General features: G+C 66.0%; 22 protein-coding genes. 12 read left to right on the top strand and 10 right to left on the bottom strand.

Going from position 1 to position 23,086, the window contains the following annotated elements; genetic code table 11:
* The first annotated feature begins 102 nt into the window (after window positions 1-102).
* On the top strand, window positions 103-690 hold the full coding sequence (locus ACSQ86_RS21850; RefSeq protein WP_436305037.1) for a helix-turn-helix domain-containing protein: 588 nt from the start codon (window positions 103-105) through the stop codon (window positions 688-690).
* Between the two features lie 91 nt (window positions 691-781).
* Here ACSQ86_RS21850 and ACSQ86_RS21845 read toward each other — a convergent pair whose 3' ends face one another.
* Window positions 782-1,759, bottom strand: a complete 978-nt coding sequence (locus tag ACSQ86_RS21845; protein ID WP_436309584.1) for a Fic family protein — start codon at window positions 1,757-1,759, stop codon at window positions 782-784.
* A 429-nt stretch (window positions 1,760-2,188) separates the two neighbouring features.
* Here ACSQ86_RS21845 and ACSQ86_RS21840 point away from each other — a divergent pair, with 429 nt between their 5' ends.
* Complete coding sequence (locus ACSQ86_RS21840) at window positions 2,189-3,322, top strand: AAA family ATPase (RefSeq protein ID WP_436305035.1); 1,134 nt, start codon at window positions 2,189-2,191, stop codon at window positions 3,320-3,322.
* A 165-nt stretch (window positions 3,323-3,487) separates the two neighbouring features.
* Here the strand turns inward: ACSQ86_RS21840 and ACSQ86_RS21835 are convergent, their stop codons facing one another.
* The 8 genes from ACSQ86_RS21835 to ACSQ86_RS21800 all read right to left on the bottom strand — a co-directional run bounded on the left by ACSQ86_RS21835 (window position 3,488) and on the right by ACSQ86_RS21800 (window position 11,210).
* Window positions 3,488-4,672 carry an FAD-dependent monooxygenase gene (locus ACSQ86_RS21835; RefSeq protein WP_436309583.1) on the bottom strand — a complete coding sequence of 395 codons (1,185 nt, stop codon included), beginning with the start codon at window positions 4,670-4,672 and terminating at the stop codon, window positions 3,488-3,490.
* A gap of 324 nt (window positions 4,673-4,996) precedes the next feature.
* Window positions 4,997-5,599 (bottom strand): response regulator transcription factor, encoded by a 603-nt coding sequence (locus tag ACSQ86_RS21830; protein WP_093111278.1) that lies wholly within the window; start codon window positions 5,597-5,599, stop codon window positions 4,997-4,999.
* A gap of 63 nt (window positions 5,600-5,662) precedes the next feature.
* A complete protein-coding gene (locus tag ACSQ86_RS21825; protein ID WP_436309582.1) occupies window positions 5,663-6,988 on the bottom strand; it encodes a tryptophan--tRNA ligase in 1,326 nt (441 codons plus the stop codon).
* A 10-nt stretch (window positions 6,989-6,998) separates the two neighbouring features.
* On the bottom strand, window positions 6,999-7,670 hold the full coding sequence (locus tag ACSQ86_RS21820) for a site-2 protease family protein (RefSeq protein WP_436294974.1): 672 nt from the start codon (window positions 7,668-7,670) through the stop codon (window positions 6,999-7,001).
* Between the two features lie 36 nt (window positions 7,671-7,706).
* Window positions 7,707-8,342, bottom strand: a complete 636-nt coding sequence (locus ACSQ86_RS21815) for an L-threonylcarbamoyladenylate synthase (protein WP_093111282.1) — start codon at window positions 8,340-8,342, stop codon at window positions 7,707-7,709.
* A 17-nt stretch (window positions 8,343-8,359) separates the two neighbouring features.
* The gene (locus ACSQ86_RS21810) at window positions 8,360-9,304 is read right to left on the bottom strand and encodes a DMT family transporter (protein WP_244504086.1); all 945 of its coding nucleotides are present in this window, start codon (window positions 9,302-9,304) and stop codon (window positions 8,360-8,362) included.
* A complete protein-coding gene (locus tag ACSQ86_RS21805; RefSeq protein ID WP_436305032.1) occupies window positions 9,301-10,155 on the bottom strand; it encodes a 3',5'-nucleoside bisphosphate phosphatase in 855 nt (284 codons plus the stop codon). The genes ACSQ86_RS21810 and ACSQ86_RS21805 overlap by 4 nt, the downstream gene beginning before the upstream one ends.
* A gap of 26 nt (window positions 10,156-10,181) precedes the next feature.
* Window positions 10,182-11,210 carry a transporter gene (locus tag ACSQ86_RS21800; protein ID WP_093111167.1) on the bottom strand — a complete coding sequence of 343 codons (1,029 nt, stop codon included), beginning with the start codon at window positions 11,208-11,210 and terminating at the stop codon, window positions 10,182-10,184.
* A gap of 165 nt (window positions 11,211-11,375) precedes the next feature.
* Here ACSQ86_RS21800 and ppk2 point away from each other — a divergent pair, with 165 nt between their 5' ends.
* The 10 genes from ppk2 to ACSQ86_RS21750 all read left to right on the top strand — a co-directional run bounded on the left by ppk2 (window position 11,376) and on the right by ACSQ86_RS21750 (window position 21,831).
* Complete coding sequence (gene ppk2 / locus ACSQ86_RS21795; RefSeq protein ID WP_093111169.1) at window positions 11,376-12,293, top strand: polyphosphate kinase 2; 918 nt, start codon at window positions 11,376-11,378, stop codon at window positions 12,291-12,293.
* Between the two features lie 64 nt (window positions 12,294-12,357).
* The gene (locus ACSQ86_RS21790) at window positions 12,358-13,404 is read left to right on the top strand and encodes an extracellular catalytic domain type 1 short-chain-length polyhydroxyalkanoate depolymerase (protein WP_436309581.1); all 1,047 of its coding nucleotides are present in this window, start codon (window positions 12,358-12,360) and stop codon (window positions 13,402-13,404) included.
* Window positions 13,405-13,408: 4 nt separating this feature from the next.
* Window positions 13,409-14,260 (top strand): lipase family protein, encoded by an 852-nt coding sequence (locus tag ACSQ86_RS21785; protein ID WP_436305030.1) that lies wholly within the window; start codon window positions 13,409-13,411, stop codon window positions 14,258-14,260.
* A gap of 51 nt (window positions 14,261-14,311) precedes the next feature.
* Window positions 14,312-14,941 (top strand): MarR family transcriptional regulator, encoded by a 630-nt coding sequence (locus ACSQ86_RS21780; RefSeq protein WP_436309580.1) that lies wholly within the window; start codon window positions 14,312-14,314, stop codon window positions 14,939-14,941.
* 148 nt (window positions 14,942-15,089) lie between these two features.
* Window positions 15,090-16,361, top strand: a complete 1,272-nt coding sequence (gene urtA / locus ACSQ86_RS21775; protein ID WP_093111174.1) for an urea ABC transporter substrate-binding protein — start codon at window positions 15,090-15,092, stop codon at window positions 16,359-16,361.
* 157 nt (window positions 16,362-16,518) lie between these two features.
* Window positions 16,519-18,063 carry an urea ABC transporter permease subunit UrtB gene (gene urtB / locus ACSQ86_RS21770; protein ID WP_436310293.1) on the top strand — a complete coding sequence of 515 codons (1,545 nt, stop codon included), beginning with the start codon at window positions 16,519-16,521 and terminating at the stop codon, window positions 18,061-18,063.
* On the top strand, window positions 18,060-19,274 hold the full coding sequence (urtC, locus tag ACSQ86_RS21765; RefSeq protein ID WP_436294979.1) for an urea ABC transporter permease subunit UrtC: 1,215 nt from the start codon (window positions 18,060-18,062) through the stop codon (window positions 19,272-19,274). Before urtB ends, urtC begins: the two co-directional genes overlap by 4 nt.
* The gene (gene urtD, locus ACSQ86_RS21760; RefSeq protein WP_436305027.1) at window positions 19,271-20,146 is read left to right on the top strand and encodes an urea ABC transporter ATP-binding protein UrtD; all 876 of its coding nucleotides are present in this window, start codon (window positions 19,271-19,273) and stop codon (window positions 20,144-20,146) included. The genes urtC and urtD overlap by 4 nt, the downstream gene beginning before the upstream one ends.
* 2 nt (window positions 20,147-20,148) lie before the next feature.
* A complete protein-coding gene (gene urtE, locus ACSQ86_RS21755) occupies window positions 20,149-20,841 on the top strand; it encodes an urea ABC transporter ATP-binding subunit UrtE (RefSeq protein ID WP_436305026.1) in 693 nt (230 codons plus the stop codon).
* Between the two features lie 66 nt (window positions 20,842-20,907).
* On the top strand, window positions 20,908-21,831 hold the full coding sequence (locus ACSQ86_RS21750) for a rhodanese-like domain-containing protein (RefSeq protein WP_436294981.1): 924 nt from the start codon (window positions 20,908-20,910) through the stop codon (window positions 21,829-21,831).
* Window positions 21,832-21,834: 3 nt separating this feature from the next.
* Here ACSQ86_RS21750 and ACSQ86_RS21745 read toward each other — a convergent pair whose 3' ends face one another.
* Window positions 21,835-23,082 carry a M20/M25/M40 family metallo-hydrolase gene (locus tag ACSQ86_RS21745; protein ID WP_436305025.1) on the bottom strand — a complete coding sequence of 416 codons (1,248 nt, stop codon included), beginning with the start codon at window positions 23,080-23,082 and terminating at the stop codon, window positions 21,835-21,837.
* Window positions 23,083-23,086 lie beyond the last annotated feature (4 nt).

The following is a 23,086-nucleotide window of genomic DNA, read 5'->3' as shown; positions in this document are numbered from 1 at the left end:
GTCTCGTAGACTGCCCTCCCTGCCCGTTCGGGCTCGGAGGGATTTTTCTGGCCAGGATTTCTCTGTCAGGTTTTCGGTTTCCCGAGGCCGTTGCGGGTCTACATGGACCAAGACAGTGGCATCCGGGCGGCCTTCCTGGCAGCCTTTGTCGACCGGATCAAAGAGCGAACCGCTGATGGCTGGTACGTGTCGGTGCTCAAGGAAACCACCATCCACGACAAGGAGGCCGCGGTCAAGCTGGCTCGTGATCGCCTAAAGGCGGAGGCGGAGGTGCGCCCAGGTCTGGCCCAAGACGAACTGCTTGTTGAACTGATGAAGCGGGAAATGCGTTGTGCAACGTGGGCGTCTTTTGGGTCAGTCGTCCCAGCGAAGTTCGCCTCCAATGCCTCGCTGCCTGCCGAGATTTCTGAGGGCTTCGAGGCCCTCGCAGAGCATCGCGGCGGCAAGCGCACGCTGCGCACGCATGAAGTTCAGGACATGCCGGCGCCAGCGATCCCGGCGAGCGAGTTGATCGCCCTGCGCGAAAGCCGCCATTTGTCCCGTCCTGTATTCGCCCGCTACTTGCGAACCAATCCGAGGACGCTGGAGAACTGGGAACAGGGCCGCGCCAGGCCGAATGCGCAGGCTGCACTTTTGATCCGTCTTGTCCAGCGCTTCCCTGATACGGTGGATCGGCTCGCATCCGTTTGAGTCTTGTCGATAAACGATGGCTGATGTCCGTCGCCGGCCCAACACCGGTCGTTCGACGCCCGAGCCCAATCGAGGCAATATCGTTGCCCGCTCAGGGCGCGTGCCGTTCGAAGTACTCTGCAAAGCGGCTGTTGACGGTCGCCTCCATGCGTTCGACCTCGGCATCGCTCAGTCTTTCAGCCAGCTTGCGCTTGTTCCTGGACAACTTGCCGTGTCCTTGGACGATAACGTCGATGAGTGTGTTGAGCTGCGACTGGCGCATGTCGAGCCAGTTTCCCAACTCGCGCACGGTAAGGTCATGGGCGCGAAGGTAGGCCACCTCGTCCAGCAGGTCCTCTTCGACGCATAGCTTCACACACTCGAGGATGAACTCGCACATCTCGGTGGCGTCGAAGTAGGCGTACAGCCATGCCGGTTGCGGAGACCGTACCAAGATGGTGGCGCTTTCTGCATCCAACAGGTAGTCGAGAAGCTCCGTGCGCGGCCGCGAGTAGCTCTTGAGCAGGGCGGAGTAGCGAGGCAAGTCCTTGAGCATGCGCGCAGACAGTGGCAGTACCACACCGGCAGGCGTGAAGCCGGCCTGTCGCAGCACATGGTGCAGCAAGAAACGATGTAGCCGCCCATTGCCATCTAGAAACGGATGCACGTAGACCAGGCCGAACGAGGAACAAGCAGCAGCCAGTACCGGATGAAGGCCCCGCCCCGCGGCCAACGCAGCGACCTCGGCCACTGAGTCCATCATCGAGTCCACGAGCGTCGGCGGCGGAGGTATGAAGTCAGCGATGTTCCGCAGGCGTCCTCCGGGGCGCGAAAGCCAGTTCTGACTATTGCGATAAGACGCTTCAATGGACAAGGGGCCAACAATCTGTGACTGCCATTGCACCAGCTGCTCTTCGCTGAGCGCGCCGGGCTCGCCGGCCTGTTCCAGCAGGCGTCGGAACTTGGCCGAGCGATTGTTGTCGGGAATTTCGTCCTCGATGTTGTAGGTCGAGCGCGTCTCCGATAGGTACAGGAAGTCCACGGCTCGTGCCAACATTTCCGGCTCGAGGTTGCTCAGGGCGTTCGCCACCTTTGCGCCGAGGTCCTCAGCGAGTAGCGCGTCGAGCCTTTCAGTACGCCGAATCAGAGGGCCCAAATTTGTCTACGTTTGTTGGTGTGATATCTACTTTTTGGCCATCAACCAGAAAACAATCTACAAGGCCAGCGTTCCAGAAATGACAGACACTTCCCCCTTCGGCCTTCTGAGCGGCGCCGCCCTGCAAGCGGTCCTGAAACCCCTCCGCGTAGTTCGCCACGTTCAGCGCTGGCGAGCGAGCAACCGAAGTCCGCACGGGAACCTCTGCCGGATGCCTGAAGGCGGCCAGAACCGGACATCCGCAACGTATCGGCAAACGAATCACCCATCGGACATGTCCCGTCCTATGACGAAGGCAGAGCGAGTATTGTGAAAAATTAAACTACCTTTCAATAATTATGAAAGTTGACTATAATTTTTCGTATGGAGCTGAACCAGATTTGGCACTGCCCCCGACCGGAGCTCGCAAAGCGCTACCTAGCCCTGCTGCAAGCCGGGCCGGTTGTGAGCACGACCATTTTCGCGCCCCGGCGCACTGGGAAGACGGTGTTTCTGCGCAAAGACCTGACGCCAGCAGCCGACGCTGCCGGCTTCACCGTCGCGTACGTGGACCTTTGGCAGACGAGGTTGAACCCCGGCATCGCGATTGTTCGGGGACTGGAGGAAGCGCTCACGCCGAGGACGTTGGCACAAAAGGCGCTCCACAAGCTGCATGAGCCGGTCAAGAAGGTCAAGGCATCCGGCAGCGCGGGTGAGTTGAAGGGCGCCATCGAGGTTGAGTTGGGCGACGCGAAAAAGGAAGCCACTGAACTCGCCCTGCGTATCGAAGAACTCGTTGTCAAGCTTGTTTCCAAGAAGAAGCTTCTGCTCTTGGTCGATGAAGCTCAGGAACTTGCACGAAACAAGGAGAATGAGCTGATGGCAATGGCACTGCGCACCGCCATCACCAAAAATAGCGACAAGCTGCGAGTCGTATTCACCGGCTCATCGCGCACGCAGCTCGCCAACGTCTTCTCCAACAGCACCGCGCCACTCTTCTCGGTGGGCGCCGCTGTTCAAGAGTTCCCGCTGCTTGGCAGAGAACTAGTCGAATTCGTCGCAAAGAAGTTCCAGGTCGCCAGCGGACGAACCCTGGACGTCGCCGCAGGGTGGACGGCCTTCCAAGAATTCCACCAGCAGCCCGAGCCATTCCTCTCGGTGGTCGTGGCCATGCTCATGGACCCATCGCTCACCTTAGAGCGCGCAGTGGCAACCGAAAAGGCAGAGCAGGACAAGGAGGAAAACCACGAAGGAACCTGGGCGTCGCTCGATGCGATGCAGCGCCAGCTCCTTTTGCTCTTCGTCAACGACCCGCATGCCAAACCATTCGGAAAGGCGGCGCTTGCGAAGCTTGCCAAAGCTCTCGGCGTTCCTTCGCTCGCGCCGTCCGACGTGCAGTATTCGCTCAACAACTTGAAGTCCAAGACCATCATCTCGAAGGCGCCAGGCGGTGTGCACACGTTCGAAAGCGCGGCGTTCGAGCGCTGGGTCAGAACGTTGGCGCCCGTTAATCCCTAACCGGCGCCAAACCGGCTGTGGCGTGTGGCAGCATCCGGCCAGAAGCGGTAGTTGGGCCAGCTGCTCTAAAGCGGTCAGTGAACGGGTACATGGCCACTCAACAGATACCACAGAGCGGCCGTCATCGGCAGATCAGCATCGCATCCCGCAGGCGCCGAAAGAAATCTATTGCAGCAGCGCGGCCGCGGCGGCGCGCGCATCCGCCACCACGTCGTAGGCATAGAGGCGCTTGCGGAATTCGGCGTGTGCGGCGAGCGCCGCGTCACGGGCACTGAGATCGATGTCGGTCGAGTCGAGACGCAGTCCATTCTGTCGGGCACCAAGCTGAATCTCCGCCACGCGCTTGCGACGCAATCGCTCGTAGGCAAGTAGCGACGCCGGTACTCCCGATGTGTCCACCTGGGCCAGGATCGTGGCGAGCGCCATGCCGTCCTCGATTGCCTGGTTGGCCCCCTGACCCAGATGCGGAAGCATCGGATGTGCCGCGTCGCCGAGCAGCGTCAACCGGCCCTTGGTCCAGGTCGGTAACGGCTCGCGGTCGTAGAGTGCCCAGCGAAATGTCTTGTCGACCTGCTTAAGGACATTGGCGATGCGCGGGTCCCAGCCTTCGAACTCGCGGCGCAGCACCGCTGGATCGCCGGGCGCGGACCACGATTCCTTCATTTCCTCATCGGTCGGCACGAACCCGACGTAGTTGACCATCGTTCCGTGACGAACAGGGAAGACCAGGAAATGCCTGGACGGACCGGCCCACATTTGCCAGCGGTCCATCGGCCAGTTCGGCAGGCGCTCCCGCGAGACCAGACCTCGATAAGAAATGGTGCCGTGAAAGACGGGCTTCGAGGGCGGAAAGACGTAGGAACGCAGTTCGGAATGTATTCCGTCGGCGGCAACCACAACGTCGGCCTCGGCGATGGCGCCGTTGGCAAATTCGACGCGGGCTACGTCGTCGGTCTGCTCGAAGGCGATAGCACGATGGCTGGTATGGACGATCCCGGCGGGCAGGTTGGCAGCGAGGAAATCGACAACGTCGGCGCGGTGCATGCCAAAGGTCGCGTTCCAGCCGGAGGCATCCGACACCTGCACCGGGGCGATCGGCGTACCGTCGTGGCGAAAGTAGTAGGAGCCGGGACCGACTCGCGCACCCCATCTCTCGACGGCGGGCCCGAGGCCCAAACGCTCCAAGTGGCGCACCGCATTCGGTGTCACAAACACACCAGCGCCGATCTCGCCCAGTGCGGACGCCTGTTCATAAACCGAAACACGCAGCCCCTGTCCGATCAGCGCATTGGCGGCGAACAAGCCGCCAATTCCGCCTCCGATGATCAGGACGTTTGGTCGAGATGCCATTTCAACCCAATCGAAAATCCTTCAACAGGGCATTGTGCGAGCGTGACGGGCAGAGGGCAACGGCAATTGACGAGGAGCTGATTCTCGCTATGCCGGGTGAGCGCGACTGAGGTGGGTCGGGAAGATCGCGAATGGCCGCTCTGATCCGCCGCCCTTGACTGTTTTGGGCCCTAACCGGCTGTTCCCCTTTGCTCCATTGCGGGCCTACGGCTCTTGCACAAAAAGGAACGACCCCCGGCAGCAAGTGACTCGGAGGTCGTTTGGCGTCTTGGGCTTTGGCGTCAACACTTTAAGCCAACCCCTAGGGCCACGAGCCCGGTTTTTTTAGGGGTTGCTGGAGAGCAATCCGTTCGTGCGGGCGTGGTGCAGCGCCTGCGTCCGGCTCTTCACGCCGAGGCGCCGGAACAGGCGCCACAGGTGCACTTTCACCGTGTGCTCGCTGATGTCGAGCTCGGTCGCGATGTCGCGGTTGCTCATGCCCTGGTCGAGCATGGCGATCAGCTGGGTCTGGCGCTTCGACAGCTTGCTGTTGGCGGCGGCCACCGGCTCCTCGGCCTCGGTGTCGGCCATCAGGAGGCCGCGCAGCGCGGCGGTGAGTTCGGCGGAACTGGCCGACTTCTCGATGTAGGTGTCGGCACCGGCCTCGATGCAGGCCTCTTCCATATCGGCTGCCGGCGAGGCCGAGTAGACCGCAACCGGAACGTCGGGGTAGATCTGCTTCACCGCGATCACGCCTGAAACGCCTGTCACATCGGGCAGTTTCAGGTCGAGGCAGAACAGCCCCGGCGCACCGTGCTGCTTGACGGCGCTGGCCAGCTTGTCGAGCCGTTCCAGCTCCACGATGTTCTCGGCCGGCCGCAGGCGCCGCAGCACCATCACGATGGCGTCGCGCATCAAGGGGTGATCGTCGATGACATAAATACTCATAACTTTTTTCTCACTGTGTGCGCGCTGGCCGGCGGTGCCGGTCGTCATCGCGCGGAATCTTCCCTAGTTCTTCTCGTTTGCAGCCTCGGATGCAAGCGCTTCCAGGGCCTCCGTTGTCGTTCGCATGCCCGCATTGTCGATGGGTTCGAGTTGCGCGGCGATCAGGGTCAGTCCGGCGCCGCGCTGCTCGCGCAGCGTGGCGATGGCCCGGCCCGCCTCCTGCGGCGACGCGAAACCTAGACTTTGTATCAGTTGTGCACCGTTCGCGTCGAGCAGCTTGAAATAAAAAAGCCCGTCTTTTTCGCGGTATTGCTTGAAACTCGGACGCGCGGCCTTGGCTGCCTTGCGGGCCGTGCCCTGGCTCCCGGTCCCCAGATTGCGCAGGCCGACGGCATGGCGCAGCTCGGCCATGAAGGGGCGGGAGAGCGCTCGCGCCTTGTCGGCGCCGGCCAGGAGGATCTGCTCGATCTGCGCCGGGTCATTGAGCAGGGCATCGTAGTGTTCGCGCATCGGCGCGACCTCGCGGTCGATGCGCTCGAACAGGATCTGCTTGGCATCGCCCCAGCCGATGCCGTCGGCGTAGGCTTTGCGCAACGCTTCGGTTTCCTCGCCGTCGGCGAAGGCCTGGTAGATCTGGAACAGCGCCGAGCCCTCGGTGTCCTTGGGCTCGCCGGGTGCGCGCGAGTCGGTCACGATGCCGGCAATCAGCTTCTGCAGCTGGGCGCGCGGGGTGAAGAGCGGGATCGTGTTGTCGTAGCTCTTGCTCATCTTGCGGCCGTCGAGGCCCGGCAGCGTGGCCACCGCGTCGTCGATCTCGGCCTCGGGCAGCGTGAAGTGCTCGCCATAGAGATGGTTGAAGCGCTGCGCCATGTCGCGCGCCATCTCGATGTGCTGCACCTGGTCGCGGCCCACCGGCACCTTGTGGGCGTTGAACAACAGGATGTCGGCGCCCATCAGCACCGGGTACATGAAGAGGCCGGCGCTCACGTCGGCGTCCGGGTCCTCGCCGCGCGCGATGTTCTTGTCCATCTGCGCCTTGTAGGCATGGGCGCGGTTCAGCATGCCCTTGCCGGTGACGCAGGTCAGGAGCCAGGTGAGCTCGGGAATCTCGACAATGTCGGACTGGCGGTAGAAGGTGACGCGCTCCGGATCGAGCCCGCAGGCCAGCCAGGTGGCGGCGATCTCGAGGGTCGAGCGCTGGATGCGCGCCGGCTCGTCGACCTTGATCAGCGCGTGGTAGTCGGCCAGGAAGTAGAAGCTCTGCACATGGGCCTGGCGGCTGAAGCGCACCGAATGCCGCACCGAGCCGACGTAGTTGCCCAGATGCGGCGTGCCGCTGGTGGTGATGCCGGTGAGGAAGCGGACGGGAGCGGTGGAGGACGTTGCCATGGGGGAAAACTCAGCGCAGCAGGGCCGTGAGGGGGGAGATCAGCAGGTTGATCGCCTGGTAGCCGAAGCTCATCAGCGGGCGCAGCCACCAGGTGCTGACGATGCCGGCGATGACCAGGCCCATCACGATGAAGAAGCCGTAGGGTTCGATGCGCGCGAGGAACTCCTGCGCGCCGCCGCGCGGCAGGAGGCCGGCCAGCACCCGGCCGCCGTCGAGCGGGGGCAGCGGAAACAGATTGAAGGCCCACATCACGAGATTGACCAGCACGCCGCCTTGGGCCATCTTGATGAAAAAGGTTTCGTCGACGCCCGCGGCGACCAGGCCGACCAGCAAGAGCGCCCACAGGATGGCCTGGATGAAATTCGAGACCGGCCCCGCCAGCGCCACCCAGATCATGTCGCGCTTCGGATTGCGCAACTGGCCGAAATTGACCGGCACCGGCTTGGCATAGCCGAACAGGAAGGCGCCGGAGGTCGCGAAGTACAGCAGGAGCGGCATCAGGATGGTGCCGATGGGGTCGATGTGCTTGACCGGGTTGAGCGTCACGCGCCCCAGCACGTAGGCCGTGTTGTCGCCGAGGTAGCGTGCCACGTAACCGTGGGCCGCCTCGTGCACCGTGATCGCGAAGACCACGGGCAGTGCGTAGATCAGCACGGTTTGAATCAGGTTTGAAATATCCACCAACCCATTGTCTCAGACCGGCCAGGGAGGCCGGGCTCAAAGGCCGAGCACCGCCAGCGCGCCGCGGCCCTGCCGCACCAGGACCGGATCGCCGCCCATGCCCATCGGCGTGAGGTCGACCACCGTGGTCGGCTCCGAAGGGCAGGCGCCGGCGTCGATCACGGCGCCGATCTGCTTTTCGAAGCGTTCGCGGATCAGCTGCGCATCGTTGAGCGCCTCGGTCTCGCCGGGCGGGATCAGCGTGGTGGCCAGGAGCGGCTCGCCGTGCAGCATGAGCAGTTCACCCAGCACCCTGTGGTCGGGCACGCGCAGGCCGATGGTCTTGCGCTGCGGATGGCTGACGCGCCGCGGCACTTCCTTGGTGGCTTCGAGCAGGAAGGTGTAGGGCCCGGGCGTGGCCGCCTTGAGCAGCCGGTACTGCTTGTTGTCGACCCGCGCATAGGCGGCGAGCTCGCTCAGGTCGCGGCAGATCAGCGTCAGGTGGTGCTTCTCGTCGACCTGGCGGATGCGACGCAGCTGGTCCACCGCATCCTTGTCGTCCAGGTGACAGGCCAGCGCATAGCTCGAATCGGTCGGCACCGCGACGATCTCGCCGCGCGCCAGCAGGGCGGCGGCCTGCTTGAGAAGGCGCTGCTGCGGGTTGTCGGGGTGGAGTTCGAAGTACTGGGCCATGGCCTTGCGCATTCTGCCTAGGATTCGGCCGGCTCGATCGGCACGCGGCGCTCGCGCACCGTGAGCCAGGCGCCGGCCGCGCCGCAGATCGCGATCGTCGCGATGCCGATCAGCGAGAGCCGGTCCGGCACCTGCGAGAACATGAGCCAGCCGCCCAGCATCGCAAAGGCGATCTGCGCGTAGAGGTAGGGCGTGAGGGTGGAGGCTGGCGCGCGCTGGTAGGCCAGGATCAGGATGAAATGGCCGACCGTGCCCATGAAGCCCATCAGGCACAGCAAGGCCCACCAGTGCCATCCCGGCAGTGCCGCCCACGCGAAGGGCAGGGTGAGCGAGGCGATCAGCGTGCCGACCCAGCCGGTATAGAAGTGCATCGTGAGCGGGTTCTCGGTCTGCGCCAGCTTGCTGGTCAGCACCTGGAACCAGGCGTTGGTGAGCACCAGTCCGATCGGCAGCAGCACGGCCCAGCTGAAGGCTTCGCCACCCGGGCGCAGGATGACCAGCGTGCCGGCGAAGCCGCCCGCCACCAGCGCCCAGCGCAGTGGCGACACCTGTTCCTTGAGCGTGGTCGCGGCCAGGAGCGTGATGACCAGCGGCGCGATCAGTACCACCGAGGTGAATTCGGCCAGCGGCATGTAGCGCAGGCTGAGGAAGGCCAGCGTGCTCGACGCGAGCAGCAGGGCGCCGCGCAGCAGCTGGTACTTGGGATGCTGGGTGCGCAGCAGCGCGGGGCCGTGCTTGGGCAGCAGCACGACCGTGGTCGCGACCGCCTGGAAGGCATAGCGGAACCACACGCCCATCAGGATCGGCACGCCGGCGGTCGAGAGCTTGGTGGCGGTGTCCAGCGTTGCGAAGCAGGCGACGGCCAAGAGCACCAGGCCGATGCCGGCCAGGATGCGCTCGGATGCGATGTCGCGCGTGCTCTTCCGGACGGCCAGGCCGCCGCTCGTCGACGGCCCGGTCACTGGATGCGGTGCTCCAGCAGCTCCCACACCGGTGTCAGTTTGCCGGGGAGCCAGGGAAGTTTGCCCAGGTCGCAGTGACTCTCGTCGGGGCTGTGGAAGTCGCTGCCGCGCGAGGCGGCGAAGCCGAACTCCAGCGCCTTGTCGGCGTACTCCTCGTATTCGGCCGGCGAGTGGCTGCCGGTGACGACCTCGATCGCCCGGCCGCCGTGCTCCTTGAATTCGAGGAACAGGGCGTACTCCTCGTTGGCAGTGAACCGGTAGCGGCCGGGGTGCGCGATCACGGCCAGCCCCTTGGCGCCGGTAATCCATCGCACCGCGTCCTTCAGCGCGGCCCAGCGGTGCGGCACGTAGCCGGGCTTGCCTTCGGTGAGGAACTTGCGGAACACCTCGTTGGTGTCGCGGCAGTGGCCCTGCTCGACCAGGAAGCGTGCGAAATGCGTGCGCGAGATGAGCTCGGGATTGCCGACGAACTTGAGCGCACCTTCGTAGGCGCCATGGATGCCGACCTTGGCCAGGCCTTCGGACATCTCCATGGCGCGTTTGCCGCGGCCGCCGCGCGTGTCGTAGAGGCCCTCGGTTATCGCCGCGTCCTCGGGGTCGAAGCCCAGGCCCACGATGTGCACCGTTTCATTGGCGAAAGTGACCGAGATCTCGGTGCCCGTGAGGTACTTCATGCCCTGCTCGCGGGCCGCCGCGGCTGCGCGGTGCTGGCCGCCGATTTCGTCATGGTCGGTCAGGGCCCAGAGTTCGACGCCGTTGGCGGCGGCCCGGGCGGCCAGCTCTTCGGGGGTCAGGGTGCCGTCGGACACCACGGAGTGACAGTGCAGGTCTGCATTGAGGATGGAAGACACGCCACGATCTTATTCTTTTCGTCTTTTCAGCGTTTCTTGCGGAATGCCACCCAGGCCGCGATCGCGGTGAAGCTCAGCACGATCGCCACCACCACCCAGAAGCCGTGCTTGTCCTCGGCCAGCGGGATGCCGCCCACGTTCATGCCGAACAGGCCGGCCAGGATGTTGATCGGCAGCGCCAGCACGGTCACCACCGTCAGCACGAACAGGCTGCGGTTGTTGTCCTCGTTGACGTTGGCCGCGATCTCTTCCTGCAGCAGCTTGATGCGCTCCTGCAGCGCACCCATGTCGCGCAGCACCACCGAGAACTCCTCGGTCGAGCCGCGCAGTTCCTGGGCATCGGCTTCGGCCATCCAGGAGGGCGGGCGCTGCAGCAGCCGGAACAGCGCCGCCGGTTCGGGCGCCAGCAGGCGCTGCAGCCGCACCAGCAGGCGGCGCATCGCGCCGAGCCGGGCGCGCTTGTGGTCGAGTCGGCCGGCCAGGAGTTCGTCCTCGATCGTGTCGATGCGCGCCGTCACGCCGCGCACGATGTTCACCAGCACCTCGGCCTGCGCGCGCAGCAGGTGTTCGAGCAGCTCGGTGGTGGAGCGCGGCGCATCGCCGGCCTTCACCGCCGTGCGCAGCGCGTCGACCGAGCGCAGCGGCTTGGCGCGCGCCGTCACCACCAGGCGCGGGCCGACGCTGATCCACAGGGTGGAGATGTCCGAGGGCTCGAAGCTGAACTCGAAATGCACGTCGTTGATGACCGCGATCAGCGAATCGTCGGCGCGCTCGATGCGGGTCGAATGCAGGCCTTCCTTCAGCGTCTCGAAGAAGGTGTCGGACAGGTCCGCATGCCGCTGCAGCCAGCGCTCGGCCTGCGCGTGGCTCAGGTTGAAGTGCAGCCACAGGAAGGCGCCGGCCGGCGGCTCGGCCTGCTGCAGCCAATCGGCCGCAGCGGCGGAATCGATGGCGCTCGCCGGCTCTTCGGCCGCTGCGTCGAAGAGATAGCCGCAGATCAGGCCTGCTTCGTCCCCGCCATACGATGCGGTGGCGATATCCCGGGGTGAGGGCAAGGCGGAGCGGTTCAGAACGTCAGAGGGTCGGAAGGCAGGCGAATCCCGCCAATGCTGTGCGTCTCTTATGTCAGTATCGTGACGACACGCCGAAAGCGCCTTTTCTGTCACATGTTCGTCATGCAGGCGGGGCAGCATGGTCTTTTCCCCTGATTCGAGCCGACCATGACGCTGCCCAGCACCCTCAGCGACCACAACGACCTGATGGAGCGCATCGCGCGCGACCTGGTCGACAGCTACGACGAGGAGTTCGAGCTCGAGATCGAGGATCGCAATCTCGAGGAGCTCGAATCGGGCCGCACCGCCGACAAGGCTGAGCGCCAAGCCTATTTCAAGGAGCTCTTCCGCCTGCAGGGCGAACTGGTCAAGCTGCAGGACTGGGTGCAGCACAGCCGGCAGAAGGTGGTGATCCTGTTCGAGGGCCGCGACGCGGCGGGCAAGGGCGGCGTGATCAAGCGCATCACCCAGCGGCTCAATCCGCGCGTGGCCCGCGTGGCGGCGCTGCCGGCGCCCAACGACCGCGAGCGCACGCAGTGGTACTTCCAGCGCTATGTGGCCCATCTGCCGGCCGCGGGCGAGATCGTGCTGTTCGACCGCAGCTGGTACAACCGCGCCGGCGTCGAGCGCGTGATGGGCTTCTGCACCGACGACGAGTACGAGGAGTTCTTCCGCACCGTCCCGGACTTCGAGCGCATGCTGGTGCGTTCGGGCATCAAGCTCATCAAGTACTGGTTCTCGATTACCGACGAAGAGCAGCACATGCGCTTCCTGGGCCGCATCCACGACCCGCTCAAGCAGTGGAAACTGAGCCCGATGGACCTGGAATCCCGCCGCCGCTGGGAGGAATACACCAAGGCCAAGGAAACCATGCTCGAGCGCACCCATATCGAGGAGGCGCCCTGGTGGGTGGTGCAGGCGGTCGACAAGAAGAAGGCGCGCCTGAACTGCATCAGCCACCTGCTGGGCCAGCTGCCCTATCACGAGGTGCCGCACCCGCCCATCGAACTGCCGGCTCGGGTGCGCAATGCCGACTACCTGCGCCAGCCGGTGCCGGAGTCGATGTACGTGCCCGAGGTGTACTAGCCCAGGCCGGGCGCGGAAGCTGCTAAGGTGTACCGGGCCGGTGAATCCGGCCCACGCATTCACCATGGCCCGTCGTCCCCCGACCTTCGCTGCTTCGGCATTCACGCGCGCCTACCAGCGCGGCCTGAAAGCGCTCACCAATGCCACGCTGCGCAGCGGCACGCGCATCGCGGGCGAGGTGACGCGCGCCGCCGCCAAGCAGCTCAAGCCGCCGCGCGGCCCCGGCGACTGGCTGTCCGGCATGGCCATCGGCCCCGGTGGCGCGCGCCGCTATCACCTGTACCGGCCGCCTGATATCCAGCCCGGTGAACGCCTGCCGCTGCTGGTGATGCTGCACGGCTGCGGGCAGACCGGGCGCGACTTCGCGGTCAGCACGCGCATGAACGTGCTCGCGGCGCGCGAGCGCTTCTTCGTGCTCTACCCCGAGCAGGACCGGCTCGCTCATCCGCAGGGCTGCTGGAACTGGTACGACCGGCGTTCCGGCAAGGCCGACGCGGAAGCCGCGACCCTGATGTCCGCGCTCGACCAGGCCTGCACGCTCTATCCGGTGGACGGCGAGCGTGTCGCCGTGGCCGGCCTCTCCGCCGGCGCCAGCATGGCCGCCTTGCTGGCCACGCGCTACCCGGTGCGCTTCAAGGCGGTAGCCATGCACTCCGGCGTGGCGCCCGGCGCCGCCAGATCGCCGGCCACCGCGCTGGGCGCCATGCGCGGGCGCCACGTGCCGCCCATGCCGGCGACCGCCGTCGGCAAGGCCATGGGCGCCGCCGCCGTCTTCACCACGCTGCCGCCCCTGCTGGTGCTTCACGGCGATGCCGACGTCGTGGTCTCGGCCAGCAATGCGGGCAGCACGGCGGAGGTCTGGGCCACGGCCACCGGCGCCAAGCCCGGCGCGGAGCGTACGCTGCAGCGCGGCAAGCGGCATGCGATGCGCGTGACCGAATTCAAGCGCGGCGGCCGCACCTTCGTGATGCTGTGCGAAGTGGCCGGCCTGGGCCATGCATGGAGCGGCGGGGCGCCGCGGCTGCCCTTCAGCGATGCAGCCGGGCCGAGCGCCACGCGCCTGATCTGGGCCTTCGCGGCCAAGCAGTTCAAGGTGGCCGCGGCGGTCTGAGGCCATGCCTGGCGTTCCGTACGACCCCAGTCGCACCGCGCTCTACTCGCCCGAGCGGCACGAGACGCTGTTCGAGCCCGGCCAGAGCTACACGCCCGCGCAGTGGGCCGTCGAGTCCGCACGGCTGGCCTACTACCGCGCCGAGACTTCGGAGGCCGAGCGGCTGCGTTTGACCGAGGCGCTGCGCCACGCCGGCTTCGGCGCGCCGAAGCTCATCGTGCACGCCGAGACCCACGGCTTCGCCTTTGCCGCCCTGCATGCCGACGGCAGCGCGCTGCTCGCATTCCGCGGCACGCAGCCCGACGAGATTCGCGATCACGCGACCAACCTGCAGGCGCACCAGGTCGACTGGGCCGAAGCCGGCGGCCGTGTGCACGCGGGCTTCGCGCGTTCGGCGCGCGCCCTGTGGCCCGCGGTGCGCGAGTGGGCGGAAGGCGAGGCCGCCGGCCGCAGCGCCTTGATCATGACCGGCCACAGCCTCGGCGGGGCGCTCGCGACGCTGATCGCGACCCTTCTGCCGCCGACCCTGCTGGTCACGCTGGGCTCGCCGCGCGTGGGCAACACCGAGTTCGTCGCGGCCCTCGCCGGGGTCGAGATCGTGCGCCTGGTCGACGGCTGCGATCTCGTGACGCAGCTGCCGCCTGCCTTCTCGCTCTATGCGCATGCGGGGGCCACCAGCTATATCACCTGCGCCGGCGAGTGCCTGCACAACCCCGACGCCAGCTTCATCGAGGCCGACCGCACCCAGGGCCGCGCCCGCTACGTGATCGACCATGCATGGCGCCGCGGCGCCGTGCTGCTGCGCGACCTGGCGGATCATGCGCCGATCAACTATGCGAGGGCGTTCTTCGCGTGATGCTGGAAAATTCGTTCTCATAATTGCTACAATTGAAGCAAAATTGAGAACATGCCCGGTATTGCCGAATATCTGCTGGGCCAGACACGCTCGCGCGTGTTGGCCGCCCTGTTACTGCACCCGGAGAAGGCGCTGCACGTGCGAGAGCTGGCACGCCTGACAGGCGCATCGGCCGGCTCGCTGCATCGAGAGTTGCGCGGCCTGAGCGACGCCGGGCTGTTACTGCGCAGCGAGGTCGGCCGCCAGGTTCACTACCAGGCGAACACGCAAAGCCCGGTGTTCAATGACCTCGCCGGTTTGCTTCGGAAGACGGTCGGGGTCGCCGACGTACTGCGTGACGCACTTTTTCCTCTAGGCGAATCCGTGTCGCTGGCCTTCGTCTACGGTTCGATGGCCTCGGGCACGGAGAGCCCACGCAGCGACGTCGACGTGATGGTGCTGGGAAGCGCACGATTCGCGGATGTCGCGTTGGCCTTGACCGAAGCCCAGGCGACATTGGGCCGAGAGGTGAATCCCACGCCCATGAGCGTGGCGGATTTCGCAAGGAAGCTGAAGGAAGGGCAGAGCTTCGCGGTCAACGTCGCCGCCGGCCCCAAGATATGGCTGAAGGGGAAAGAAAATGACTTTGCAGAACTTGTTGAGCATCGGGAGGCTCAAGGCGCACGTCGCCACCGCGCTTGAGATGGTGTCCCTGAAGAAGCATCCGAAAAGAAATCATCCGGATCTTCTGCGCGGCTGAGGCCTCGTACGCCACCCGGCGTATTCCCGCTCCGTGACCGATTCCGCAGACTCCCCTCCATCGTTCAAACCACCAGGAGAAGGAGTCTTCATGCAACAACGTCGTTTCACCCTCAAGGCGCTCACCGCCGCCGTGGCGCTTGCCAGCCTGTCCGCCGTGCCGGCCTTCGCGGCCGACACCATCAAGGTCGGCGTGCTGCACTCGCTGTCGGGCACGATGGCGATCTCGGAAACCGTGCTCAAGGACACCGTGCTCATGGCGATCGACGAGATCAACGCCAAGGGCGGCGTGCTCGGCAAGAAGCTCGAGCCCGTGGTGGTCGATCCGGCCTCCAACTGGCCACTCTTCGCCGAGAAGACCAAGCAGCTGCTCGGCCAGGACAAGGTCTCGGTGATCTTCGGCTGCTGGACCTCGGTGTCGCGCAAGTCGGTGCTGCCGGTGGTCGAGGAAATGAACGGCCTCCTGTTCTACCCCGTGCAGTACGAGGGTGAAGAGCTCAGCAAGAACGTGTTCTATACCGGCGCCGCGCCCAACCAGCAGGCCATTCCCGCGGTCGACTACCTGATGAGCAAGGACGGCGGCGGCGCCAAGCGCTGGGTGCTACTGGGCACCGACTACGTCTATCCGCGCACCACCAACAAGATCCTGCGCGCCTACCTGAAGAGCAAGGGCGTGAAGGACACCGACATCGACGAGAAGTACACGCCCTTCGGCCACAGCGACTACCAGACCATCGTGGCCGACATCAAGAAGTTTTCTTCCGGCGGCAAGACGGCCGTGGTGTCGACCATCAACGGCGACTCCAACGTGCCCTTCTACAAGGAACTCGGCAACGCCGGCCTGAAGGCCAAGGACGTGCCGGTGGTCGCCTTCTCGGTCGGCGAGGAAGAGCTGCGCGGCGTCGACACCAAGCCGCTGGTCGGCCACCTGGCCGCATGGAACTACTTCATGTCGATCAAGAACCCGACCAACACCGCCTTCATCAAGCAGTGGAGCGACTACGCCAAGGCCAAGAACATCGCCGGCCACAAGGACAAGCCGCTCACCAACGACCCGATGGAAGCCACCTACATCGGCATCCACATGTGGAAGCAGGCGGTCGAGAAGGCCAAGAGCACCGACACCGACAAGGTGATCGCGGCGATGGCCGGCCAGACCTTCACCGCGCCTTCGGGCATCGTCTCGAAGATGGACGAGAAGAACCACCACCTGCACAAGAGCGTGTTCATCGGCGAGATCAAGGCCGACGGCCAGTTCGGCGTGGTGTGGAAGACGCCGGGTCCGGTCAAGGCCAAGCCGTGGAGCCCGTACATCGAAGGCAACGACAAGAAGCCGGACCAGCCGGCAGGGAAATCCTTGTAACACCCTCAGGCTGCGCGCACTTCGTGTCGCTACGCCAACCCCCTTGCAGGGGGCAACACCAGCGGACCGGCGGAGCCGGATCCGCGGTGTTCCTGGAACAGAGAACGCCGTGTACACATTCTTGCGCTCCATCTACTGCTGCGCGGCGGCGCTCGCGCTGCTCGCCGCCGCTCCTGCCCACGCGCTGACCGCCGACGAGGCGAAGGCCATCGCTTCGGGCGATTCCGAAAACCGCATTGCCGCGCTCAACAAGGCCGTCGCCACGGCCGACGAGAAGACTTCGGCCTTCATTCAGGCCATGGCCGACGATGCGGTCAAGTACACCGAAAACCGCGTGTTCCTCATCAGGAACGACAAGGCCTTCGACCCTGTCACCGGCGCCGAGCAGAAGCTGCCCGACAACGCCGAGGACGTGGTCAACAACAACCTGATGCGCGGCGCGCTCGATGCCGCGCAGGCCGCACTCAAGCTCACCAGCAAGGACGAAGCGGTGCGTGCCGAAGCGGCGCAGGCCCTCTTCAAGGAGCCCGACGAGTCGCGCCTCCCATTGGTCGAGAAGGCGCTGGCCGCCGAGACCAACGCCAAGATCAAGGCCCAGCTCGAACTGGTGCGCGCCGCCAGCATGCTGAGCAGCGCCGACAAGGCCAAGCGCATCGCCGCGGCCAAGGCGCTCGGCGAGAGCCGCAACCCCGACACCAAGCTGCTGCTCAACCAGCGCCTTGCTGACGAGACCGACCCCGAGGTCAAGGCCGTCATCGACGCGTCCATCCGCAGCATCGACGGCGCGCTGGTCTGGGGCGACCGCATCAACGCGATCTTCAGCGGCATCAGCCTCGGTTCGGTGCTGCTGCTCGCCGCGCTGGGCCTCGCCATCACCTACGGGCTGATGGGCGTGATCAACATGGCGCACGGCGAGCTGATGATGATCGGCGCCTACGCCACCTACGTGATGCAGGGCATCTTCCAGCGCTACATGCCCGAGGCGGCCTTCGGCTGGTACCTGGTGGCTGCGATTCCGGTCGCCTTTCTCGCCTCGGCGCTGGTCGGCGCGGTGCTGGAACGCGGCGTGATCCGCTTCCTCTACGGCCGGCCGCTCGAGACCCTGCTCGCCACCTGGGGCATCAGCCTGATGCTGCAGCAGCTGGTGCGCTCGCTCTTCGGCGCCCAGAACGTCGGTGTCGAGAACCCGGCCTGGATGAGCGGCGGCTTCACGATGCTGAGCAACGTCACGCTGCCGTGGAACCGTATCTGCATCGTCATCTTCGCGGGGTTGGTGCTGCTGGCGATGGGCTGGCTCATCGGCAAGACGCGCCTGGGCCTCTTCGTGCGCGGCGTCACCCAGAACCGGCCGATCGCCTCCTGCATGGGCGTGAACACGGCGCGCATCGACACCTATGCCTTCGCGCTCGGCTCCGGCATCGCGGGGCTCGCGGGTTGCGCGCTCTCGCAGATCGGCAACGTCGGCCCCGACCTCGGCCAGAGCTACATCGTCGATTCCTTCATGGTGGTGGTGATGGGCGGCGTCGGCCAGCTCGCCGGCACCGTGTATGCGGCCATGGGGCTGGGCGTGCTCAACAAGTTCATCGAAGGCTGGGCCGGCGCGGTGCTCGCGAAGATCGCGGTGCTGGTCTTCATCATCATCTTCATCCAGAAGCGGCCGCAGGGCATCTTCGCAGTCAAAGGCCGGAGCGCCGAGGCATGACCCGAGTCGCACTTCCTTCCAAGGGCCCGCTCCTGAGCGGCAAGGGCTGGACCGCCTTCTTCATCGCATTGATCGCCGTCTGCGCGCTGGCGCCGGTGCTCAACCTGCTGGTGCCCGCGGGCAGCCCGCTGCACATGAGCGACTACGCGGTGGCGCTGGTCGGCAAGATCATGTGCTACGCCATCTGTGCGCTGGCCATGGACCTGATCTGGGGCTACACCGGCATCCTCTCGCTGGGCCACGGCCTTTTCTTCGCATTGGGCGGCTACATGATGGGCATGTACCTCATGCGCCAGATCGGCCGCGACGGCAACTACAAGAGCGAGCTGCCGGACTTCATGGTCTTCCTCGACTGGAAGACGCTGCCCTGGCACTGGAGCTTGAGCGACAGCTTCGTCGCCACGCTGATCCTGATCGTCGCGGTGCCGGGCCTGATCGCCTTCGTGTTCGGCTTCTTCGCCTTCCGCTCGCGCATCAAGGGCGTGTACTTCTCGATCATCACGCAGGCCATGACTTTCGCGGCGATGCTGCTGTTCTTCCGCAACGAGACCGGCTTCGGCGGCAACAACGGCTTCACCGATTTCAAGCGCATCCTCGGCGTGCCGATCGCGACGCAGGAGATGCGCATGACGCTCTTCGCGCTCACCGGCCTCACGCTGCTCGGCTTCTTCCTGTTCGCCAGGTGGCTGATCGGCAGCAAGTTCGGCCGCGTGCTGCAGGCGATTCGCGATGCCGAGTCGCGCGTGATGTTCTCGGGCTACAACCCGCTGCCCTACAAGCTCACGATCTGGGTCATCTCGGCCATCATGTGCGGCGTGGCCGGTGCGCTCTATGTGCCGCAGGTGGGCATCATCAATCCCGGCGAAATGAGCGCCGCCAACTCGATCGAGATCGCGATCTGGGCCGCGGTCGGCGGCCGCGCCACGCTGATCGGCCCGATCCTCGGCGCCTTCATCGTCAACGGCGCCAAGAGCTGGCTCACGGTGGCCTACCCGGAATACTGGCTCTATTTCCTGGGTGCACTTTTCATTGCTGTCACGCTGTTCCTGCCGAACGGCATCGTGGGCTTGGTCAAGAAATGGGCGGCCAGGGAGAAGGCGCCGGCGAGCGAAGGCCGGCGCGAGGCGCAACGTGCCATGGCTGCGGAGCAGGGCGTCGAGCCCTCTGCGCTCGCGCCGCTGGTGGTGGAAGCGAAGGGAGCCCGCGCATGACGCCCGATCTGATGGAAGCGGGCGCGGAGCGCATCGCGCGGCACGGCCACGGCGACCGCGCCAGCCTGACCGAATCGGGCGGCCGCGAAGCCGGCTACGGTCGCCATGCGACGGCGGGCGAGGTCGACATCACGCACGGCCGCATCCTCTACCTCGAGGACGTGAGCGTGAGCTTCGACGGCTTCAAGGCCATCAACAAGCTCTCGCTCGACATCGCGCCGGGCGAGCTGCGCTGCATCATCGGCCCCAACGGCGCCGGCAAGACCACGATGATGGACATCGTCACCGGCAAGACCCGGCCCGACGAAGGCACCGTCTTCTTCGGCAGCACCATCGACCTGCTGCGCCACAAGGAAGCCGAGATCGCGCAGCTCGGCATCGGCCGCAAGTTCCAGAAGCCGACCGTGTTCGAACACCTCACCGTGTTCGAGAACCTCGAGCTTGCGCTCAAGACCGACAAGGGCGTGAAGGCCTCGATGCTGTTCAAGCTCGATTCGGCGCAGAGCGACCGGCTGGCCGAGGTGCTGCACACCATCCATCTCGAAGGCAGCGTGCTGCGCCTGGCGGGCAACCTGAGCCACGGGCAGAAGCAGTGGCTCGAGATCGGCATGCTGCTGATGCAGGATCCGAAGCTGCTGCTGCTGGATGAGCCGGTGGCGGGCATGACCGACGAGGAGACCGCGCGCACCGCCGAGCTCTTCCTCAAGCTCAAGGGCCAGCACTCGCTGATGGTGGTGGAGCACGACATGAGCTTCATCCGCACCATCTCCGAGATCGTGACCGTGCTGTGCGACGGCTCGGTGCTGGCGCAGGGGACGCTGGACGAGGTGCAGGCGGACGAGCGCGTCATTGAGGTCTATCTGGGAAGGTGACCATGCTTTCAGTCAAGAATATCCACCAGTACTACGGCGGCTCCCACATCCTTCGCGATGTGAGCTTCGAAGCCCACGCCGGCAAGGTCACCGTGCTGCTCGGCCGCAACGGCGTCGGCAAGACCACGCTGCTCAAGTCGCTGATGGGCCTGGTCCCGATCAAGAGCGGCAGCATCGAGTTCGACGGCGCGCCTATCCACAAGAAGACGCCCTACGACCGCGCCCGTGCCGGCATGGGCTTCGTGCCGCAGGGCCGCGAGATCTTCGCGCGGCTCACGGTCGAGGAGAACCTGCGCATGGGCCTGGCCTACAGGCCGGGCTCGACGCCGGTGCCGCCCGAACTCTACGAAGTCTTCCCGGTGCTCAAGCAGATGCTCAACCGCCGCGGCGGCGATCTCTCGGGCGGGCAGCAGCAGCAGCTCGCGATCGCGCGCGCGCTCGCGCCCAACCCGAAGCTCCTGATCCTCGATGAGCCGACCGAAGGCATCCAGCCCAGCATCATCAAGGACATCGGCCGCGTGATCCGCATGCTGGCCCAGCGCGGCGACATGGCCATCGTGCTGTGCGAGCAGTACTACGACTTCGCGCAGGACCTGGCCGACGACTACCTCGTGATGGAGCGCGGCGAAGTGATCGCGCGCGGTCTCGGCAAGGACATGGAAGCGCAGGGCGTGCGCCAGCTGGTCGCGATCTGAGTGCGCCCGCGGGCCGGCCGCGCCCGTTGGCGGTACGCTCCGGGCATGCAGGAATTGATAGCTCTGATGGTCGACCACGCGATCGCCGTGGTGTTCCTCGTGAGCTTCGCGGCCCGCGTCGGGCTGCCGGTGCCGGCAGCGCCGGTGCTGGTGGTGGCCGGCGGATTGGCGGCCGTGGCGGAGCCGGCCCTCCTCGCAACCATGGTGCTGGCCGCGGTGCTCGCCAACGTGCTGGGCGACGGCGTCTGGTTCTATACCGGCCGCACCTACGGCTACCGCTTCATGCGCCTGCTCTGCAAGATCTCGATCTCGCCGGACTCCTGCGTGCGGCGCAGCGAAACGCTGATCGGCCGCTGGGGTGGCATGTCGTTGGTGGCTGCCAAGTTCGTGCCCGGCGTCTCGGTGGTGGCGCCGCCGATGGCGGGTGCGCTGGGCATGTCGACGCCGCGCTTCCTCGCCTTCGAGACGGCGGCCGCGCTGCTGTGGGCCGGCGTGTTCCTGGGCCTGGGCTGGCTGTTTCGCGAGCAGATCCAGGCGGTGCTCGATGCCCTGGCCAATGCCGGCAGCGTCGCGACCGCGGCGCTGGTGATCGTGCTGGCCGCCATGCTGGCGCTGCGCTGGTGGCGCCGTCGCGCCATGCTGCGCATCACCAGCATGCCGCGCGCCACCATCGACGAACTGTTTGCCCTGATGGAAGGCGAGGCGCCGCCGATCGTGGTCGACGTGCGCGGCGAGGCCGGCGTCCAGGTCGATCCGCGACGCATCCCGGGCGCGCTGCCGATCCCGCTGAAGGCGCTGCAGCAGCGGCGAGCGGACCTGCCCTTCGAGGACAGGGGGCGCGAGATCATCCTGTACTGCAGCTGCCCCAACGAGGTGTCGGCCGCGTTGGCCGCGCAGGCCTTGATGGCGCGCGGCTTCGTGCGCGCGCGGCCGCTGGCCGGCGGACTCGAAGCCTGGGTGGAGGCCGGGCGGCCGACCACGCAGCACTGAAATTCAGGGGGCCAGCAGCCGCAGCAGGGTGTTGGCGACCACCAGCGTCGCCTTGTGCAGTTCGTCCAGCGGAACGCGCTCGTCGGCGCGGTGGCCGTTGGCTTCGAGCAGCGTCTGCGGGCCGGCGCCGTACATCACGGTGGGGATGCCGGCCTCGCTGTAGAGGCGCGCATCGGTATAGAGCGGCACGCCGATCGGCGTCACCGGCTTGCCCATCACGGCGCCGGCCTCGCGGCACACGAGATCGGCCAGCGCCTGGGCGCCGGGCGCCGGTGCGAACGGCCGGGCCAGCAGGATCTGCCTGATCTCGACCGAGATGCCCGGCAGCGCGCGGCAGGCGTCCTCGATCACGCTGCGCAGCTCGGCCTCCGCGGCTTCAGGCACTTCCTCCGGAACGATGCGCCGGTCGATTCGCAAGCTCAGCGTGTCGGCGACCACGTTGGTGTTGATGCCGCCGTCGATGAGGCCGACCACCATCGTCGGATGCGTGATGCCGGGTGTTTGCGAAGGCCGGCCGGCGAGTGCATCGCGGTAGCGGTAGAGCGCGGGCAGGAGCGTCGCCGCGGCCTCGATGGCATCGTGGCCGGTGTCGGGGCGCGCGGCATGGGCCGACTTGCCGCGCACCGTCACCTCGAGGTGCAGGCAGCCGTTGTGGGCCACCACCACGTGGTGCGAGAAGGCTGCCGAGAGCACGTAGTCGGGACGACTCAGGCCTTGCGAAAGAATCCAGCCCGGCCCGGTCATGCCGCCAGTTTCCTCGTCGTAGGTGAAGTGCAGTTCGACCGTGCCGGCCAGCGGCATGCCGGATGCGTGCAGCTGCTTCAGCGCGCGCAGGGCAAAGGCATAGGTCGTGAAGTCGGACTTCGATACCGCTGCACCGCGGCCGTAGAGCCAGCCGTCCCGCACTTCGCCGCCATAAGGGTCGACGCTCCAGCCCGAGCCCGGCGGCACGACGTCGCCGTGGGCGTTGAGCGCCACCACGGGACCGTCGCCGAAGCGTTCGCGCACGATCAGGTTGGTGATGCTTCGCATGCCGTGCGCCGCTGCGAATTCGGCCGGCACCGCATGCCTTTCGACCTCGAAATCCATGGCCTCGAGCAGGCGGGCCGTGAGCTCCGCATGCGGCGCGCAGTCGCCGGGCGGATTGTCGGAAGGGCATTGCACCAGTTGCGCGAGCATGCGCACCTGCCCGTCGAAATGCGTGTCGATGAACTGGCGCAGTGTGTCGCGCGCGGAAGAAGAGTCGGTCATGGTG

This window comes from Variovorax sp. LjRoot130, from assembly GCF_964253755.1.
Lineage (GTDB): Bacteria > Pseudomonadota > Gammaproteobacteria > Burkholderiales > Burkholderiaceae_C > Variovorax.
This window is presented reverse-complemented; position numbering and strand designations above follow the sequence as displayed.